The sequence below is a fragment of the Streptomyces sp. NPDC002690 genome, assembly GCF_053592415.1.
The window spans coordinates 21,452-39,853 of record NZ_JBSFVR010000009.1; the positions used below are offsets into that span (position 1 = coordinate 21,452).

Genomic DNA, 18,402 nt, shown 5'->3' on the forward strand with positions numbered 1-18,402 from the left:
CGTCACGACCCTAGTTCGATGACGCGGGAGCCGGAACCGAAGCTTCGAACCCGCTGAAATCCGGAACCTCGTTCAAGTTGATGCCGTTGAGGACTGGGATCTCCGCCTGGGCGAACTTGAGGATCAACGCCGCTTCAAGCTGGGCCTTCAGTGCTGGGTTCTGGACCTTGTCGAGGAGTGCTACTGCCTGGCGCGCGTCACGTTCAACAGCCATGTCTGCGCGTAGATTCCGCGTCTGCTCCGTCAGGTGAGCGAGAGCTTTGTCCGCTCGCCGGTGGAAGAGTGTCGCAACGACGGACATAACGAGACCAGCAACGCTGGTGACCATCGCAGAGTAGAACTCACCACTCGTCTCGGCCTTCCAAACGGCCATCCCTGCGCCTCCCAGAAGAACGACACCTCCCAGAACTGAGAAGCTGACGCTGGTAGTCAGGTTGATGCGTGCCGCCGACAGCCCATGTCCGTAGTACTTACGCAGCATCCTCTGGAAGTCACGTTCGAGCGCCCCCATGGGTACACCCGAGGAGTCCACCGGCTCCTGCGGATCTGGTCCGAATTCATCGACCTCCTTCTTAATCAGACGATTGACAAACAAGGACGAGAAGCTCGGCACACCCAGTGCGCCAGCCACGGCAAGCAAAAGTTCAGGGATGAACGTGAAGGGCATGGGGTTGATGGTGTCAGCGCCAGCGCGTCCTCGTCTCCCGGTTGAACTGTTTGACCGGTCACCCGTCACCACGCACACGTGAGGGGGGTGAGCCGGCCGTGGCCCGCACCTTCTCCGCAGGAGACGAAGAGCGTCTCCGTCAACTCCACGCTGACGGCGTCAGCCGCAACGAGATCGCCCGTCAGACGGGCTGGTCCGTCGGCACCATCACGAACCACGCGCAGCGCCTCGGACTGGACTTCGACCGCTCTGCCACGAGGGCCGCGACTGACGCCCGTCAGCTCGACCTGAAGGAGCAGCGTCAGGCGGTACAGCAGGACCTCCTGACGCTTGCCCGGGAACAGGTGGCGCGAGCACGGAGCCGGTACCTCCTGACGGGCATGACGCAGACCGGAGAGGTCACCGCCCAGTGGCTGGACCTTCCTCCGGCGAGGGAGACCAAGGACCTGACGACCGCCGCGACGAACGCCCTGGCCCGGTTCGACCAGAGGGCCAAGGACGACGCGGGCGGGGACGACCGGAACCTCTCGGCCATCGACCGCTTCCTGAGTGCCACCATGGGCAGCAACGAGCCGGACGAGTAGGCCGTGGACCTCCAGCAGCTGACCGCGAAGCAGCGCCTGGCCGTCCGGATCAGCCGTCAGCACCAGATCACGATCTACGAGGGCTCGGTCCGCTCGGCGAAGACCATCACGTCCCTGATCGACTGGCTGGAGTTCGTCCGCAACGGACCGCCCGGCAACCTCCTGATGGCCGGGAAGACCACAAGGACCCTGCGTCAGAACGTCATCGACGTCCTGGTGGAGATGCTCGGCACCCAGCTCTGCTCGTACAACGAGGGCAAGGGCGTCCTGACGCTCCTCGGCCGCAAGGTCATCATCGCGAGCGGCAACGACGAGTCCTCGAAGGACAAGATCCGGGGTCTCTCGCTGGTCGGTGCGTACGTGGACGAGCTGTCCACGATGCCGGAGAGCTTCTTCTCGATGCTCACCTCCCGCATGTCGGACGCGGACCCGCGCCTGATCGGCACGAGCAACCCGGACAGCTCGAACCACTGGCTGAAGAAGCAGTACCTGGACAAGGCCCGCGTGCACCTGACGCGGACCGGTGAGGTCCTGAGGCCCGGTAACGACCTGGACCTTGCCCGGCTGACGTTCGTCATCGACGACAACCCGACGCTGACGCCCACGTACGTGCAGCAGCGCAAGGCCGAGTACTCGGGCCTGCTGTACAAGCGCCTGATCCTCGGCGAGTGGTGCGTGGCCGAGGGCGCGGTTTTCTCGATGTTCGACGAGGACCAGCACGTGGTGGACGACATGCCGTTCATCGTCGACTGGATCGGGACGGGCATCGACGTGGGCCACTCGGTCCCCTTCGCCGCCGTCCTGCTCGGGCTCGGTGAAGACGGCCGGCTCTACTTCACGGGCGAGCACCGGTACGACCCCAACGCCAAGGAGAACCAGGGCGTGGGCAAGACCAACGCCCAGCTCTCCCCTGCGTACCTGAACTGGCTCCGGACGTACCGGAAGCCGCACGGGTCCCGGTTCGGCCCTCAGACGGGCGTACAGCCCCACCGTCACGTAGTGGACGCGGCGGCCAAGGACTTCCGCCTCCAGCTCCACTCCGATCTCCGGAGGCTCGGGAGCCAGTACGGCAGCGTCCACCTGGCCAACAAGGACGTCATGCCCGGCATCAATTGGATGGCCGGACTCCTCCAGGGCGACGCTCTGAAGATCCACCGCTCATGCACGGGATTGATCGAGGAGATCTCCTCGTACGTCTGGGACCCCAAGGCCAGTGCCGAGGGCAAGGACGAGCCCATCAAGCGGGATGACCACTCGATCGACGCCGCCCGCTACGTCCTCTACACGACGCGCCAGGACTACCGCCGTCGCATCCGCTTCAAGCACGAGGAGGTGGCTGCGGCATGACCGGTCTGCCCTCTGGAGACATCGCCTGGCCTCCGGCCTCCGTGGAGCTTCCCTGCCAGCGCTTCACTGAGTGGGGTGCCTGGTGGTCCGGCTCGATCCACCGCCTGGCCAAGGTCTACTCGGGGCAGTACGGGACCACGGTGTCCGGTCAGGTCCTGGGGACCTCCCGGTACGACGCGCCGTTCTGGTGGGGAGCCCCGGTCACCCCGGGCCAGTCCCCCATCCGCGAACACGTCCCGATCGCCGGGGACATCGCGGCCACGAGCGCCAACCTCCTCTTCGCCGACCCTCCCGCCCTGAAGGCCCAGGACGACACCACCCAGCAGCGCATCGACGACCTCATGCAGGACGGCCTTCACGCCGTGCTCCTGGAGGCCGCTGAGATCGCCGCGGCCTTCGGTGGCGTCTTCATCAAGGTCGACTGGGACCTGGAGGTGGCGGACGCCCCCATCGCCCAGGCCATCCAGCCCGAGCGCGCTGTCCCCGAGTTCCAGTGGGGCCGGCTCAGGGCCTGCACCTTCTGGACCGAGGTAGCCGTGGAGAGCGGCAAGGTCTACCGGCACCTGGAGCGGCACGAGCCCGGCGTGGCCTTCCACGGCCTCTACGAGGGCACAGCACAGCGTCTGGGCCATCAGGTGCCGCTGGAGACCCTCTCGGCCACTGAGCCGTACGCCAAGGCCGTGAACGGCGCGGGAGCGGTCCCGACGGGACTGCCCCGCCTCGCGTGCGTCTACGTGCCGAACATGCGGCCCTCCCGGCGCTTCAGTGAGTCCGCCCTCGGGCGCTCGGACTACGCCGGGGTCGAGAAGCTCATGGACGCACTGGACATGTCCTACAGCTCACTGATGCGGGACATCCACCTGGGCAAGGCCCGGCTGATCGTCCCGCAGGACTTCCTGATGCGAGCCCAGGACGAGAAGGGCCAAGGGGCCTGGTTCGACCTGGAGGCTTCGGTCTTCACGCCCCTGGATGTCCTGGCCGACGGAGGAGGTCTCCGCCAGGAGATCACCATGGTCCAGCCGGACATCCGGTACCAGCAGCACCTGGCCACGTCCGGTGACCTCGTCCAGCAGATCGTCCGGAGCGCCGGGTACTCCGCGCAGACCTTCGGGCTGAAGCAGGAGACCAGCGGGGAGACCACGGCTACCGAGGTCAACGCCCGTGAGCGGGCCTCCCTGAGCACCCGGGGCAAGAAGATCCTGTACTGGATGCCGCAGCTCCGTGAGCTGCTGGAGATCCTGCTGACGATTGATGCCCAGATCTTCGCCTCCGGGGTCACGCCCCAGCGCATCGAGATCGCCTTCCCCGAGGCCGTGCAGACCGACCAGCTCACGCTGGCCCAGACGGTCCAGGCGTTCAAGGCCGCCGGGTCCGCATCCCTTCAGACTCTCGTCCGCCTCTCGGGCCTGGTGCCCGACGACCAGGTGGACGAGGAACTGGCCCGCATCGAGGGGGAAGCCCCCGAGCCGGCCGCCATCCCCGCACCCGAGCCGGAGCAGGACTCCGAGCCCGAAGCGGCCTAGCACCACCTCCACGGCACGGCAGGACCGTGCCTTCCCCGACCTAGCTCCAGGAGGGCTTCGTCATGCAGTTCGACACCACGCCGGACCTCGGCACCCCGTACGTCTCCGTGCCGCCCGGCACGGTGCTCGGCCACCGCAAGGACGGTCGCCCCATCTACGCCATCGCCGGTGGGTCCGGCGAGGGTGAGGGCGGCGGCACCGAAGGCGGCCAGGGGAACGAGGGCGGCAACCAGGACCCGGATCAGGACCCGGCTGCCCAGCAGGGTGCCCAAGGCGGCAACGACGACCAGGACGGCGAAAGCTGGCTGGACGCACTGCCCGACAAGGCGCGCAAGGAGATCCTGCGCCTTCGCCGGGAGTCAGCCGCCAACCGCGTGAAGGCCAAGAGCGGCGGAACCGAGCAGAGCGAGCAGCTCCAGAAGGTGCTGAAGGCGCTCGGCCTGGAGACCGACGGCGACGACGCCGACCAGCTCACCGAGAAGCTCACGGCGGCCCAGACGGACGCCAAGCAGCGAGCGGTGGAGCTGGCCGTCTACAAGGCCGCCACGAAGGCAGGCGCCGACCCGGACGCCCTGCTGGACAGCCGGGCCTTCCTGAACGCCGTGTCCGCCCTGGACCACAACGGAGACACCTTCGACAGGGACGTCCTCCGAGAGGTCAGGGAGGCCGCGAAGAGCCCCAAGTACCGCACCGCGCCCGCGCGGTCGGGCGGGGACTTCGGCGGCTCCGACTCCGACGGCGACCGAGCGGCCAAGGCCGAACCCGGCAAGGCCCGGCTCAGCGCCTACTACGCGGAGAAGTAACCGCCCACCCCCATCAGCCCCGGCACTGACCGGGGCTTTTGCATGTCCGAAGGAGCACGGCAGTGGCCGTTTCCCTCGCTGAGTCCGCAAAGCTCAGCACCAACCAGCTCGTGAAGGGCGTCCTGGAGACGTTCCTCACCGACACCGAGTCGGTCGTCCTGGACCAGGTCCAGTTCGAGGACGTGGCCGGTAACGCCTGGGCGTACAACGAGGAGGCCACCCTCCCGGGTGTCGCCTTCCGTGACGTCAACGAGGCGTACACCGAGTCGACCGGCACGCTCAACACCAAGACCGAGTCGCTGAAGATCTTCGGTGGCGACGCCGACGTGGACCGCTTCATCGAGCAGACCCGGGGCAACCTGGCGAGCCAGCGGGCCACCCAGACCGGTCTGAAGATCAAAGCCCTGCGCCTCGGCTTCCAGACCGCGTTCATCAACGGCGACACCTCGGTGAACGCGAAGTCCTTCGACGGCCTCAAGAAGCGCCTCGTGGGCTCGCAGGTCCTGGACACCGCGACCAACGGTCTGCCGGTCTTCACCTCGGCGAACCCGGCGGCTTCGGCCCAGGACTTCTTCGACGCCCTGGACGCCCTGATCGCGGCCGTTCCCGGTGGGGCGAACGCCCTGTACATGAACGCCGGAACCAAGGCCCGCATCAAGTCGGCCGCCCGTCGGCTCGGTGCGTGGCAGCAGCAGCGGACCGAGTTCGGCAAGAGCATCGACACGTACAACGGCGTCGCCCTGCTCGACATCGGCACCGACGCGTCGGGCACCGCGATCCTCCCGCAGAACGAGACCCAGGGCTCGGCGAACGACGCCTCCTCGATCTACGCCGTGCGCTGGTCGTCCGGTGAGGGTGAGGTCGGCGTCCTCGGCCTGTGGAACGGCGGCGTCATGGTCGACGACCTCGGGATGCTCCAGTCCATGCCGGTCTACCGGACCCGCATCGAGCTGTACGGCTCGATCGCTGTCCTGGGCAAGGGTGCCGCTCGCCTTCGTGGCGTGCGCGTCGCCGCTGCCTGACCCCTACAAGTCAAGGAGGACTCGGGATGACCGAGAAGAAGGACGGCCTCCGGCACTCCGAGGGGTGCCCGGCCAAGCGCGTGGAGACCTACGAGGTCGAGCGCCACAACCGCGACCACTCCGTGGACCAGGTGCCCGTCAAGCGGTGCCTGGACTGCGGTGTCCAGGAGGTGTCCCACTGATGCGGACCTACCAGCGCCTGAAGTACATCGACGGCGTCCCCCAGGCCCAGGAGACCCGCAAGGTCACCGAGGAGTCCCCCGAGGACTACGAGCTGGCCCGGAAGGTCTTCGCCGAGGAGGAGGGCTGGGTCCTCACCGAGGACACCAACTCCCTGGCCCCCGACGGCCGGATGCCCAAGCGCGTGCGGGACATGGCCGAGGAGCCCGTCTCCACCGAGCCGGCCAAGGCCGCGCCCAAGCAGTAGGAGGGGCCATGGCCTACGCGACGGAGCAAGAGTTCGCCGCGTTCCTGGACCCTGACGCCGCTCCGCCCAACGCCCGGCGCCTGCTCGACACGGCATCGGATCAGGTCGACGAGCTGATCCATTACGCGGTGTACGAGGTCGACACCGAGGGCAACCCGACGTCCGTCAAGGTCGCCGACGCCCTCACCAAGGCGACGATCTACCAGGCGCAGTACCTGGCGACGACAGGGGACGAGACGGGGGCCAACGCCAACGTCTCGTCCATGTCCCAGGGCGGCCTGAGCATCTCGCGGTCCGTAGGCGGCTCCAGAGGCTCCGGCAGGACTCCGAGGTACTCGGAGAACGCCCTCGGTGTCCTGAAGGCCCAGGGCCTGCTTCCCGTCCGTCCTCGCACGTACTGAGGGGGTGCCGTGGCGCTCCTCTTCGCTCCGCACGCCGTCACCGTGGTGACCAAGGCAGACGCCGTGAACCCCCGGGGACCGTCCGGCACCGACTGGGATACCGCTCAGCGGGTCACGGTCCAGGGGCAGGTCGAGCCGGAGGGCTCTTCGGAGAACCGCGACAACCGCGACCAGGTGGCCACCACCTACCTGGTGCAACTCCCGCCTGGCACTGCGATCAGCTTCAGGGACCGCCTGGAGTGGAACGGCATGACCCTGGAGGTCACCGGCGATCCGCTCCTCTGGTCGGGCCTCGCCGCCTTGGACCACGTCCAGCTCACCGCGACCCGAGTCCGGGGGTGACTGTGGACGTCGAACTGGACGAAGCAGCCATCCGCTCCCTGGTGCGCGAGCAGGAAGTCCGGGAGGCCGTCCGAGACACCGCAGAACGTGGCCAGCGATTCGCACAGCAGATCGCCCCGGTCGTCACCGGGCGGTACCGGGACTCGATCCGCGTCGTGGAGGACAGCGACGGCGCGGACGTCGTCGCCGAGATCGACTACGCGGAGCACCTGGAGTACGGAACCCGTCACATGCCGGGACAACACATCCTCGGCCGGACCCTGGACTCCCTGCGGAGCAGCGGCCAGCCCTGAGCATTCGAGATGAGGAACACCCATGTCCGTGCAGGTGAAGGTCTCCTTCCCCCACAAGGACTGGCAGGGCAACCCCCACGAGGTCGGCGAGGTCTACTCCTGCTCCGAGCAGGAAGCACAGACCCGCGTGAACGACGGCTTCGTACGCCGCGTGGAGGGTGAGAGCCAGCCGGCCGCCGAGAGCGAGTCGAAGGCGCTGAAACCCGAGCAGTCCCGCCGCACCGCAGAGGCGAAGGCCCCGAAGTAGGAGGCGGCCGTGGCCATCAGCATCACGGTCTTCCCCGACGCGGAGCTGATGGCGATGAACTTCCTGGCCGAGTACTTCGGCGAGGACGCCTTCGTCTGCTCCACGGCCCCGGAAGGCGGCTCCTTCGAGGAGCAACTCCCGATCGTCCGGGTCTCCCGCATCGGCGGCACCTGGCGCGTACGCAAGGCGCTTGACGAGCCCTCGATCGACGTGGACGTCTGGTCGACCGACGCCACCCTCTCCCACGCCCTGGCCAACCGCGCTCGCGGGGCTCTGGAGGCCATGGTCGGTGACCAGCGGAACGGCGGGCTGGTCACGTTCAGCTCCGAGATCTCCGGGCCCGGTAGACGCCCGGACGAGAACCCCAACGTCTACCGCATCGGCTTCACCGTCGGGCTCTGCGTACGCCCCGCGTGACCGACTCTCTCCCGGGCTTGACCGGGACCAACTACCCCTTGAAGGAGGGCCATCATGGCTGACCCCAATGACGGCGTCCGGGTCGGATACGCGGGCAAGGCGTACATCGGCGCCGTCGGTGCTGTCGCTCCGGCGACCCTGACCGCCGCCCCGGACCCGGACGACTGGTTCGACCTCGGGAAGATCACCGAGGACGGTCTCACCGAGGCCACCGACCAGGCGCGCTCGGAGTTCAAGGCTTGGGGCTACGACTCCCCGGTCCGGACCCAGCTCACGTCCAAGACCACCACGTTCCAGCTCGCGTTCATGCAGTCGAGCAACGCCTACGTCCAGAGCCTCTTCCACTCGGTCCCGCTGGACGACATGACCACCACCGGTACCGGTGACGCCGCGTACACGTCCTTCACCATCGGCCAGAACACGGAGCCCGACGTCCGGGCTCTGCTGCTGGACATCGTGGACGGCGGCATCGCAACGCGCATCATCGTTCCTCGCGTGGAGGTCACCGAGCGCGGCAATAAGAGCTACAAGGGCACCGAGACGGTCAACTTCCCGATGACCTTCACCGCCCTGACCTCGTCCGACGGCACCTCGGTCCGCTACATGATGGGCGGCCTCGTCCTCCCGGCCTGAGCCGGCCAGCGGTCACCGCACGTCTGAACCCCACCCCACCCCCTTCTGGAGCACAGCCATGTCTGACCGCGAGATGTACCACGACGACGAGTACGACGAGCCTGAGTACGACGGTCCGGACGAGGACACGGTCGACGACTTCGACGACGACTTCAGCGGGGCGGACCTCGCCCGGCGCGAAGCCACGAAGAAGCCGTACCGCTTCCGTGGTCCCGACGGCACCGTCTTCTCCGTGCCTCACCCGGACCTGTGGAGCGTCCGAGGCCACGACGCTCTGGAGGGTGGCGACATCGCCGCCTGGGCCATGGAGGTCTTCGACCAGGACGTTGAGCTGTCCCAGGGCCTCCTGGACCTTCCGATGGGCGTCTTCCGCCCGGTCATGACGAAGATCGGCCAGCTCGCCAACGAGACCAGCCGGGCGGGGATGAACCGGGGGGAACGGCGGACTTCCGCGCGCACGTCGCGGAGCACTCCGAGGAACTCGAAGCGTCGCTGATCTCCGAGTACGGCTCAGAGGGTGACCTGCTCCGGTACTTCCGGGGCGAGATGACCCTCCGGCGGCTCAAGGTCCTCATCAACGGGCTGCCGTCCAGCTCGATGTACAAGGCCAAGCTCCGTGGCGTCACCGACGGCCAGCGCTGGGGCGACGTTGAGTATCTCCTCGCCTTCATGGCGGACATGCTCCAGGCCCACTACGGGGTGGCCTACGTCGGCGTGACCGGCAAGCAGCCGACCACCATGGCCCCGTACCCGCGCCCGGAGTACGCCTCGCGGGCTGCGGCCGAGGACGCAGACGCGCGGGCGGAGGCGCTCCTCGAAGCCTGGTCGAGCGGAGCCCTGGAGACTCAGGCAGGCCCGCAGCCGGAGTGGATCGACGGAGCACCAGCAGACCACCGCGGCCTCTTGCCCAGCGGTATCGATCAGCTCCCGGCAACGGGAGGCGCGACCACCACTGAGTAGGGGGCGGTCGTGTCCTCTGTCGGCTCTGTCTCGCTGCGGGTTTCTCCGGACGTAACCCGGTTCGGCCAGGAACTGGCGGCCCGGCTGAGGGCGGAGAGCACGTCCTTCACCGTCCCCATCGCGATCGACCGGGCCTCGCTCGCCACCTTCCGGGCCCAGGTGGCCAACCTCGTGCGCCCACAGCAGGTCGACATCAACGTCAACCTCCAGGGCGAGGCTTCGGCACGGACTCGCCTGGACGCGCTCGCGCAGAGCCGTACGAGCAACGTCCGGGTCGACGTCGACCGGAGCGCGGCAAACACCATCGGCCGCATCACCTCGGCGGCCGGCTCGGCTCTGGGCACGGTCGCCGGGCTCGGTTCGAAGCTCGCCCTCCTCGGCTCGGCCGCTCCTGCGGTCGGAGCCATCGCGAACGTGGTCGCTGCCATCGCTCCGGCAGCAGCCCTCGCACTTCCGGCTGTCGCTGCTCTCGGCTCGGCCGTCGGAGCCATCAAGCTCGGTACCACCGGACTGGGAGACGCCTTCAAGGAGGCGTTCAGCCCGGCGGCCTCCGGCGCCTCTGGAGCGGCGTCCGCGACCCGCCAGGTCGAGCAGGCCCAGCGGGGCCTGGCAGACGCTCAGCGGGCCGTAGGAGACGCACGCAGAGCAGCGGCGGAGCAGGTCGCCAACGCCAACAGGGCAGTTGTCTCTGCGGAGCGGGACCTCTCGGACGCGCAACGGGACGCCAAGTCGGCGCAGGAAGACCTCACCGGCGCCCGCCGTGACGCCACGCGCGAGTTGGAGGACATGAGCCTTCGCCTCCAGGGCTCCCGCTTGGACGAGAAGGAGGCCGTCCTCCGGGTCCAAGAGGCCGAGGAGGCGCTCAAGAAGGTACAGCTCGACCCCAGGTCGAGCGACCTCCAGCGCGCGCAGGCCCAGCTCAGGGTTGACGAGGCGAAGCAGGGGCTCAAGGAGCAGCGGGTCGAGACCCAGCGGCTGGCCAAGGACACCGAGGCTGCGAACAAGGCTGGGGTCGAGGGCTCCGACCGGGTCAAGGACGCGAAGGACCGTCTGGCCGAGGCCAATCGGAACGTCGCCGACAAGGCCCAGGGCGTCAGGGACGCAGAGACCGCGGTGGCCAAGGCGCAGTCCGACGGAGCCCGGCAGGTCGCCGATGCTCAGCGGAGCGTTGCCGACGCCTCCCGGGCTCTCGCGGATGCCCAGACAGCCTCTGCCGCCCAGACGGCCAAGCTCTCCGAGAGCTTCTCCAAGCTCTCGCCCAACGCTCAGGGATTCGTCAACGCGGTCAAGGGCCTCAAGCCCTCCTGGGACGCCATGCAACTCGGTGTTCAGGACCGCCTGTTCGCTGGTCTCGGCGGTCGGCTGAGCGATGTGGGCAGTCGGGTCATCCCGATCCTGCGGGGCGGCCTGGAGGGCACTGCGGGCGTCCTGAACCGCATGGCCAAGGGCGCACTGGACGCGGTCAACAACCTGGCCAAGACCGGCATGCTCCGGCAGATCTTCGACGGAGCCACCAGGTCCCTGTCCCCGCTGAGCCGCATCCCCGGACAGCTCGTCACCGGCTTCGGCCAGGTGGCCGTGGCGGCGCAGCCGGCCTTCCAGCGCATCACGGAGGGCGTCTCAGGCGTTGCTGACGGCGTCGCCGCGAAGCTCTCCAAGGCGTTCGAGTCGGGCGCGATGGAGAAGGCCATCGACACGGCGGTCTCCCTGCTCGGCGACCTCATGGATGTGGCGGGCAACGTCGTCAGCATCCTGGGCGACGTCTTCATGGCCGGGGCCGATTCCGGTGGCGGCACCATCGGGATGCTCAAGACGATCACCGAGGAGATCTCGAAGATCACTTCGAGCCCCGAGGTGCAGGGCGGCCTGAAGGCGCTGTTCGACGTCATGGGCACCCTTGCCACGACAGTCGCCCCGTTGCTCGGCACGGCACTCAAGTTCGTGGGCGAGATCTTCCAGAAGCTCGGGCCTCCGATCGAGACCGTGGTCCAGGCCCTGGGCGATGCCCTGGCGCCCGTGATTGACGCGCTCGGTCCGGTCCTCGTCGTCCTGGCGGACGTCGTCGGGAAGATCCTGATCGCCCTCTCCCCCTTGCTCGTCGTACTCGGCAATCTGATCGCCACCGCGCTCAAGCCGCTCGGCCCGATCTTCGCCATCATCGGCGGCCTGATCCAGAAGCTCGCACCCATCATTGCTGTCCTGGCCAGCACGGTTGGGCAGATTCTGACGCCGATCCTGGAGGGGCTCGGGGCAGTCCTTACGGAGCTGGTCACGCAGTACGCGGATCAGTTCCTCAAGCTGCTCGAAACGCTCCTCCCGGTGATCCCCGAGCTGATTCCACCGCTCCTCGGAGTGGCGAAGTCGCTCGGCGATCTCCTGCTCGCCATCGCTCCGTTGCTGCCGCAGATCCTCCTGCTGACGACGCAGCTCGTCGTCGCGCTGCTCCCGGCGCTCCTGCCGCTGCTCCCGCCGATCCTCCAGCTCGTGGACCTGCTGGTCCGGTTGGCTGTCTGGGCGATCAAGAAATTCGTCCTTCCGGCCATCCAGGACTTCATCGGCTACGTCAAGGACATGGGGCACAAGCTCCAGCCCTTTATTGACGCGGTCAAGCACGTCACCGAGTGGATTCGCGACAAGTTCCAGTGGCTCCACGACAAGCTGATAGGTCCCTCGGGCGTTCCCGACCTGATCAACGGGATCGCCGGCTGGTTCAGCCGGGGCAAGGCGTGGATCAAGAAGATCTGGGACGAAGCCTGGGCCAACACGATCGGTCGCGCCACCAGCGCGGCAAAGGCCGTGGGCGAGAGGGTCTCCAGGTTCGCCAGCTCTGTGCGGGACGGCTTCACCGACGCCAAGCACTGGGTCACCGACCGGTGGTCCAGCATGTGGTCCAGCGTCTCCGACCGGGTCACCTCGATGCGCAAGACGGTCGAGGGCAAGGTCCGGGACTTCAAGGACAGCATCGTCGGCTTCTTCGTGACCGCCGTCAGCGGTGTGAAGACCGCCTGGGACAAGCTCCAGGCCGTTGCCAAGTCACCGGTGAAGTTCATGATCGAGACGGTCTTCAACAAGGGGATCGCCGGGGTCTGGAACAGCACGGCCGCCAAGCTCCCGGGCATCGGGAAGATCAGCGAGATGAAGCTCCCCCAGGGCTTCGCGAGCGGCGGTGTACTGCCGGGCTACACCCCCGGCTTGGACGTTCACCGCTTCGTCTCGCCCACCGGCGGCACGCTCGACCTCAGTGGAGGCGAGGGCATCCTCCGGCCCGAGGTGACCCGGGTCGTCGGGAAGAGCGGGATCGACACCCTGAACGCAGCAGCGCGAGAGGGCGGGGTGCAGGGCGTTCGGAACGTGCTCAGCAGCAAGATTCCGCACCAGGCGTTCGCGGGCGGCGGCATCTTCGGAAGCATCTGGGACACGGTCTCGGACAACCCGGTGACTGGCGCGGTCGGGGACATCCTCGGCAAGGGCGCCGACTGGGCTCGCGGCGGTGTTGCGGACCTGGCGGAGAAGGCTCTCAAGGCCCTGCTGGGCCCGCTGAAGACCCCGACCATGGCCCACCCGGACTGGACCGACCTGATCAGGGCCGTCCCGACGCAGTTCGCCGCGAAGATGGTCAGTTTCATCCGGGGCAAGGAGGACGCCGGGGCCGGTAGCGAGGTCGCGCTCAAGGGCTACAAGCCCTCGGCAGGCGTGGCTCAGTGGTCGAGCGTTGTTCTCCAGTCACTCAAGGAGGTCGGAGAGCCGGCCAGCCTGTTGAACACCACGCTCCGGCGGATGAACCAGGAGTCCGGCGGCAATCCCACGATCGTCAACAAGTGGGACGGCAACTGGCAGGCGGGCCATCCGTCGGTCGGCCTCATGCAGGTGATCGGCCCGACCTTCCGGTCCTACGCCGGGAAGTACAAGAACAAGGGCCCGTTCCTCTACGGGACGTCGGTCGACCCGCTGGCCAACGTCTACAGCTCGATGCGGTACGCGAAGGCGGCGTACGGGTCGCTCTCCAGGGCGTACGACCGGCCCGGTGGCTACGACAACGGCGGCTGGCTCCCTACCGGGGTCTCCACCGTCGTAAATCAGACTGGTGAGCCCGAGGCGATTCTCAACCCCCAGCAGTGGCAATCGATGGTCACCCTCGCTGAGCAGGCCAAACGCGGTCAAGCGAGGGGCCACCAGATCACGGTGAACAACCCACCGCAGCCCACCGCAGAGAAGCAGATCGCGGACGCGATGTACCGCTCCGAACTCCTGGGGAGGTAGCTCATGGCCTTGCTCGTCGCCGGTACGACCTCAGGGCCGGAGGGCCCGAGGGTTCGTGACCCTCGGGCCACCTCTGTGACCTGGAGCAGTTCGTCGGGCCGGATCACCTCGCTGTCGGACTTCGACGACTGGCGGTCCGGTGCCTTCGTCATGCCCGGAGTGGCAGGCACCGGGCTGCCCGACTACACGTACTACGCGGATCAGTCCCCGGCCTTCGACGGCTCCGTGATCCGTGGAGTGCGAGCCGGCCAGCGAAGCATCACGATCCCGCTGCACATCTGGGGGCTGGACAGGCCGTTGTGCCTGGCTCGCTTCCATCGGATCGTGCAGGACCTCAACCCCGCCTACGGGCCGGGGACGCTCATGTTCGCCGAATCCGACGGCTCGGCCCGGCGTATCTCCGCGTACTACGCGGGCGGGATGGAGATCCAGGACGACGACGAACGGACGGGGCGCCACTGGATCACGGCGGTCCTGACGTTCAACGCGCCGTCGCCGTTCTGGAGCGGTCAGGACGAGACGGTGACGTTCCAGGTCGGCGGAGGGGCGGATGGCTTCTTCCCGTTGCTGTCCTGGAAGGTCCGGGACTCGCAGGTCCTGGGAGCAGTCAAGGTCTTCAACCTCGGCGAGGTAGACACCTACCCGGTGTGGACCATCAAGGGCCCAGGTACGGCGGCCACGATCACGAACGCCACCACGGGCGAGTCCTTCGTCCTGACGCGCACCATGTCCTCTTCGGACACCGCCGTCATCGATACCCGCGAGGGCATCAAGAGCGCCCTCCTGAACGGATCGACCAACCTCTGGCCGAACCTCAACTCCGCGGCCGTCCTGTGGCCGCTCAGGCCCGGCAGCAACGACGTGGGGCTGACCGTTACGGGTACCACCGGGGTCAGCTCTGTCCAGCTCTCGTACACCCCTCGCTACCTCACGGCGTACTGAGGAGGCTGCGTGTACAACCAGCGTGACCTCCAGGTCTACGTTCGGGACTCCAGCCACCAGGTCATCGGCCAAGTCGACGACTTCACCCAGGTCCAACTGGTCCTGCGATACAACGCCGTCAGCAACTGGTCCATGCAGATCTCGGCGACTCCGCGCAACGCGGCGCTGCTGACCCCCGAGGCGAATCCCGGGGGCGGTCTGATCTTCAAGCTCTACGGGACCACGCTTCTCTCCGGACCGGTCCACACCTTCGGGTACGAGTCAGATCAGGACGGCTCCAAGAAGTTCACGGTGGCCGGGCCTGACGACACGATCCACGCAGCAGGCACGCTCATCTGGCCGGACCCGGCGCACGCCATCGAAGCCCAGGCCACGTCCTACTACGCGGTGACGAACTCGACCGCGTTCACCGAGACGCTGATGAAGAACCTGGTCAACCTGAACCTCGGCCCGGGGGCTCTCACCAGCAGACGCAAGAGCGGCCTCACGGTCGAGACGTCCAGCAACAGAGGGAAGACCGGGCACTCCTTCACCTACCGCTTCGAGACTGTGCTCGACGCCCTGGCGGAGATCGCCAGGGCAGCCCCGATCGGGACACCCGCCGGGTACCTCGGCTTCCGGATCATCCAGCAGGGCACGGGAATCGAGTTCCAGGTCTACTCGACCCGGGACCGCAAGGACACCGCGACCTTCTCGGAGGGCCGTGGAAACGTCGTCACGTCCTCGTACGAGGTGAAGGCGCCGACAGGCGTCTACGCGGTCCTCGGGGCAGGACGGGATGCCGTGGCCGGATCGACCAGCTCTGCCGTGGTGGCCAAGGAACTGTTCGGCTACAGCCGGACGGACACGGTCTTCCCTGGCTACCGACCCGAGATCTTCGTGGACGTGGGGGAAATCGATCCCACCGCCGCAGACGCTCAGGCCCAACTCGACGAGAAGGCGCAGGACGCGCTGTACGCGGCGGCCACGTCCATCAGCATCTCGATGGCCCCACAGGACACCGACCAGCTTGCGTTCGGCAAGGACTACTTCCTCGGAGATCTGGTCACAGTCGTCGTCCCGTACGCCGACCAGATCCAGGAGCAAGTCCGTGAAGTCGAGCTGACCTTCGACGCCTCGGCCGGGCTCAGGACCGAGATCACCGTCGGCACCGAGGCCACGACCTCCCGCAAGACATCCGGTTCAACGAAGAGGCTCAACACGCTCGCCGACCTCCTCAAGAAACTCAACACCCGAAAGTGAGATCGGCGTGGCCTTCTCTTCCTTCCCCTTCAGCAGCTCCCCGCTGTCCACCGAGGCCCAGTACGCCCTGACGGCCAGCCGGTGGGGCAACGACGGCGTCCACACGGACGACCTCTCCAGCACCGCCCTGAAGGTCACCGCGAACGGCACGAGCAGCCTGTCCATCGCGGCCGGCTCGGCCTTCGTGAACGGTGCCACCGTCGTCAACGACGCGGCCTTCTCGCTCGCCGTCACCTCGAACTCCGGCGGCTCCTCGGCCCGCAAGGACCTGGTCGTCCTGCGGTACAACGCCTCGGTGGACTCGATCACCCCCGTCTACAAGACAGGTGGGACGAGCGCTCCCGGGCTCACCAACACCCCAGGCACGGGCGTGGTGGAGATCCCCCTCGCCGAGTGCACCGTGGCTGCCGGTGCATCTGTCGTGACGTCGGGCGCCGTCGTGGACCGCCGCTGGGGCTCGGGACGCCCGGTGGCCATCGGAAGCCCTTCCGCCCGACGTCCGTCGATCAAGGGCCAGATCCTGATCGAGGGCAACGACATCCTGCTGGGCGACGGCGTCACCTGGCTCTACCTCGGCACCGCGAGCGCACCGGCCTGGTCCTCCTACACACCGGTGTGGACGGCCGGGGCCGCCGCCCTCAACTGGGGCTCCGGCTCCAAGAACATCGGTCGGTACAAGCTCGTCGGCAAGACCTGCCACGTGAAGATCGAACTCACCCCCACGGGCAACCCGCCCGCCTACGACGATCCGATCCAGGTGAGCTTGCCGTTCCCCTGCCAGAACTTCGTCCGCGAAGTCGGGTTCAACGTCGTCTTCACCTCGGTCAACAACGAGGGGTCCGGAGCGGGAATCGCCATGATCTTCCCGGCTGAGAGCACGACCAAGATCGCTCGCATCCGCTATCCCCTCAGTTCGAACGTCAACGGATCGCCCGCGATCGGGGAGGTCAACAGCGCCAACATGTTTACGAACGCGCCGTACAACGTCCGGACCGGTGACTCGCTCACGATCTGCGGGACGTACGAGATCGCCTGAACTCTCGCACCCACGCGTCCCCCGAGGCCCTGCCTGCGGGGGCCTTTTCATGAGCGAAAGGCAACACGATGAGTCGACACATGTTCGGACTTTCGGCCGCCGACCTGGCCATGGAGAAGGTCGGCGACGAAGTCCGGCTCCGTGCGGCAGCGATCGGTACCGTCTGGGACGCCCTGGTCGGCGGGAACCAGCTCACGGACCTCACTGACCTGGCCGGTACTCCGATCACCCAGATCACCGCCGACGCAGAGGCCGCGGTGGGCTTCTACGGCCCCGACGGAGCCAGCACGGTGTACGTGGACTTCGGGTACTCCCGCCGGTTCCTGATGATGGCCGTGGACCTCGGGAGCCAGATCGACGGCGTCACGCTGAACAAGCTGGACCTCACCGGCGGCACGATGCTCGGGCCGATCACCACCTCCGGCCTCCCGTCCGCCCCCGGGCACGCCGCGAGCAAGGCGTATGTGGATGGTGAGGTCACCAACGGGGACACCGCGACCCTGACCAGCGCGACGAACTACGCGGCTTCGCAGACGGCGCTGAAGGTGGCCAAGGCCGGCGACACCATGACGGGCCCGCTGACGCTGCCTGCGAACCCCACGAGCGCCTTGCACGCGGCCACCAAGCAGTATGTCGACGCGCTCACCGGCGGCGGCGCGGTCACCTCCGTCAACAGCCAGACGGGCGCGGTGAACCTCACGGCCGCCAATGTGGGTGCCCTGCCCAACACCGGCGGAACGATCTCAGGGAACCTCAGCGTTACCGGGAACCTCAGCGTGACGGGAGTGGGGCGGACACTGTTCGCCCGGAAGACCTCCGACCAGTCGGTGACCTCCTCCACCACCCTGGTGAACGACAGCCAGCTCCTGCTGCCCGTGGTGGCGAGCGCGACGTACACGCTGTTCCTGCTGTGCATCTTCTCCGGCGGCACGACAGGGGACCTCAAGTTCGACTGGACCGTCCCGTCCGGCACCGTGCTGCGTTGGTCGGACCAGACCGGGAGTTCGGGCCTGCACTCTGATGTGGACACCTACTCGGCTCCCGGCGGCAGCACTCAGGTCGCCCTTCAGATCTGGGCCACGGTGGTGACGTCTGGGACGGCAGGGAACGTGCAGTTCCGTTGGGCTCAGAGCGCCACGGACACCACGGCAACCATCGTGCGGACCAACTCGCACCTGCGCCTGGAGCGGGTCGCGTAGCTCACCTTCAATCAGAAATACCCATCACGCGGCACACAACGGGCTCTATGGTCCTGA

At 67.5% G+C, this 18,402-nt stretch carries 21 protein-coding genes; 20 read left to right on the top strand and 1 reads right to left on the bottom strand.

The genetic code is table 11. From position 1 onward, the window contains the following. Positions 1 to 10: 10 nt before the first annotated feature. The gene (locus tag ACWD3D_RS02585) at positions 11 to 667 is read right to left on the bottom strand and encodes a TRADD-N-associated membrane domain-containing protein (RefSeq protein ID WP_451459075.1); all 657 of its coding nucleotides are present in this window, start codon (positions 665 to 667) and stop codon (positions 11 to 13) included. A gap of 98 nt (positions 668 to 765) precedes the next feature. Here ACWD3D_RS02585 and ACWD3D_RS02590 point away from each other — a divergent pair, with 98 nt between their 5' ends. The 20 genes from ACWD3D_RS02590 to ACWD3D_RS02685 all read left to right on the top strand — a co-directional run bounded on the left by ACWD3D_RS02590 (position 766) and on the right by ACWD3D_RS02685 (position 18,345). After that, a complete protein-coding gene (locus ACWD3D_RS02590) occupies positions 766 to 1,251 on the top strand; it encodes a hypothetical protein (protein ID WP_451459076.1) in 486 nt (161 codons plus the stop codon). A gap of 3 nt (positions 1,252 to 1,254) precedes the next feature. Further along, positions 1,255 to 2,598, top strand: coding sequence for a PBSX family phage terminase large subunit (locus ACWD3D_RS02595; protein ID WP_451459077.1), 1,344 nt, complete (start codon positions 1,255 to 1,257; stop codon positions 2,596 to 2,598). Next, positions 2,595 to 4,121 (top strand): phage portal protein, encoded by a 1,527-nt coding sequence (locus ACWD3D_RS02600; protein ID WP_451459078.1) that lies wholly within the window; start codon positions 2,595 to 2,597, stop codon positions 4,119 to 4,121. The genes ACWD3D_RS02595 and ACWD3D_RS02600 overlap by 4 nt, the downstream gene beginning before the upstream one ends. A gap of 62 nt (positions 4,122 to 4,183) precedes the next feature. Further along, positions 4,184 to 4,924 carry a hypothetical protein gene (locus ACWD3D_RS02605; RefSeq protein WP_451459079.1) on the top strand — a complete coding sequence of 247 codons (741 nt, stop codon included), beginning with the start codon at positions 4,184 to 4,186 and terminating at the stop codon, positions 4,922 to 4,924. Positions 4,925 to 4,986: 62 nt separating this feature from the next. Continuing rightward, positions 4,987 to 5,946: a major capsid protein gene (locus ACWD3D_RS02610; protein WP_451459080.1), complete on the top strand. Its 960-nt coding sequence runs from the start codon at positions 4,987 to 4,989 to the stop codon at positions 5,944 to 5,946. 26 nt (positions 5,947 to 5,972) lie between these two features. Next, complete coding sequence (locus ACWD3D_RS02615) at positions 5,973 to 6,128, top strand: hypothetical protein (protein WP_451459081.1); 156 nt, start codon at positions 5,973 to 5,975, stop codon at positions 6,126 to 6,128. After that, positions 6,128 to 6,373 (top strand): hypothetical protein, encoded by a 246-nt coding sequence (locus tag ACWD3D_RS02620; RefSeq protein WP_451459082.1) that lies wholly within the window; start codon positions 6,128 to 6,130, stop codon positions 6,371 to 6,373. The genes ACWD3D_RS02615 and ACWD3D_RS02620 overlap by 1 nt, the downstream gene beginning before the upstream one ends. Before the next feature lie 8 nt (positions 6,374 to 6,381). Then, the gene (locus ACWD3D_RS02625; protein WP_451459083.1) at positions 6,382 to 6,774 is read left to right on the top strand and encodes a hypothetical protein; all 393 of its coding nucleotides are present in this window, start codon (positions 6,382 to 6,384) and stop codon (positions 6,772 to 6,774) included. A gap of 9 nt (positions 6,775 to 6,783) precedes the next feature. Further along, complete coding sequence (locus tag ACWD3D_RS02630) at positions 6,784 to 7,116, top strand: hypothetical protein (RefSeq protein WP_451459084.1); 333 nt, start codon at positions 6,784 to 6,786, stop codon at positions 7,114 to 7,116. Continuing rightward, the gene (locus ACWD3D_RS02635; RefSeq protein WP_451459085.1) at positions 7,113 to 7,409 is read left to right on the top strand and encodes an HK97 gp10 family phage protein; all 297 of its coding nucleotides are present in this window, start codon (positions 7,113 to 7,115) and stop codon (positions 7,407 to 7,409) included. Before ACWD3D_RS02630 ends, ACWD3D_RS02635 begins: the two co-directional genes overlap by 4 nt. Before the next feature lie 22 nt (positions 7,410 to 7,431). After that, entirely contained in the window at positions 7,432 to 7,656 is a 225-nt protein-coding gene (locus ACWD3D_RS02640; RefSeq protein ID WP_451459086.1) for a hypothetical protein, read from the top strand. A 9-nt stretch (positions 7,657 to 7,665) separates the two neighbouring features. Beyond that, positions 7,666 to 8,073, top strand: a complete 408-nt coding sequence (locus ACWD3D_RS02645; RefSeq protein ID WP_451459087.1) for a phage tail termination protein — start codon at positions 7,666 to 7,668, stop codon at positions 8,071 to 8,073. Between the two features lie 54 nt (positions 8,074 to 8,127). After that, entirely contained in the window at positions 8,128 to 8,706 is a 579-nt protein-coding gene (locus tag ACWD3D_RS02650; RefSeq protein WP_451459088.1) for a phage tail tube protein, read from the top strand. 58 nt (positions 8,707 to 8,764) lie between these two features. Further along, complete coding sequence (locus ACWD3D_RS02655) at positions 8,765 to 9,202, top strand: hypothetical protein (protein ID WP_451459089.1); 438 nt, start codon at positions 8,765 to 8,767, stop codon at positions 9,200 to 9,202. Between the two features lie 50 nt (positions 9,203 to 9,252). Continuing rightward, on the top strand, positions 9,253 to 9,666 hold the full coding sequence (locus ACWD3D_RS02660; protein ID WP_451459090.1) for a hypothetical protein: 414 nt from the start codon (positions 9,253 to 9,255) through the stop codon (positions 9,664 to 9,666). A 9-nt stretch (positions 9,667 to 9,675) separates the two neighbouring features. Beyond that, the gene (locus ACWD3D_RS02665; protein WP_451459091.1) at positions 9,676 to 13,926 is read left to right on the top strand and encodes a hypothetical protein; all 4,251 of its coding nucleotides are present in this window, start codon (positions 9,676 to 9,678) and stop codon (positions 13,924 to 13,926) included. Between the two features lie 3 nt (positions 13,927 to 13,929). After that, positions 13,930 to 14,868, top strand: a complete 939-nt coding sequence (locus ACWD3D_RS02670) for a phage distal tail protein (protein ID WP_451459092.1) — start codon at positions 13,930 to 13,932, stop codon at positions 14,866 to 14,868. A gap of 9 nt (positions 14,869 to 14,877) precedes the next feature. Next, the gene (locus tag ACWD3D_RS02675) at positions 14,878 to 16,110 is read left to right on the top strand and encodes a Gp37-like protein (protein WP_451459093.1); all 1,233 of its coding nucleotides are present in this window, start codon (positions 14,878 to 14,880) and stop codon (positions 16,108 to 16,110) included. A 7-nt stretch (positions 16,111 to 16,117) separates the two neighbouring features. Continuing rightward, positions 16,118 to 17,146, top strand: coding sequence for a hypothetical protein (locus tag ACWD3D_RS02680; RefSeq protein ID WP_451459094.1), 1,029 nt, complete (start codon positions 16,118 to 16,120; stop codon positions 17,144 to 17,146). An 80-nt stretch (positions 17,147 to 17,226) separates the two neighbouring features. Then, a complete protein-coding gene (locus tag ACWD3D_RS02685) occupies positions 17,227 to 18,345 on the top strand; it encodes a hypothetical protein (RefSeq protein ID WP_451459095.1) in 1,119 nt (372 codons plus the stop codon). Positions 18,346 to 18,402: the final 57 nt, after the last annotated feature.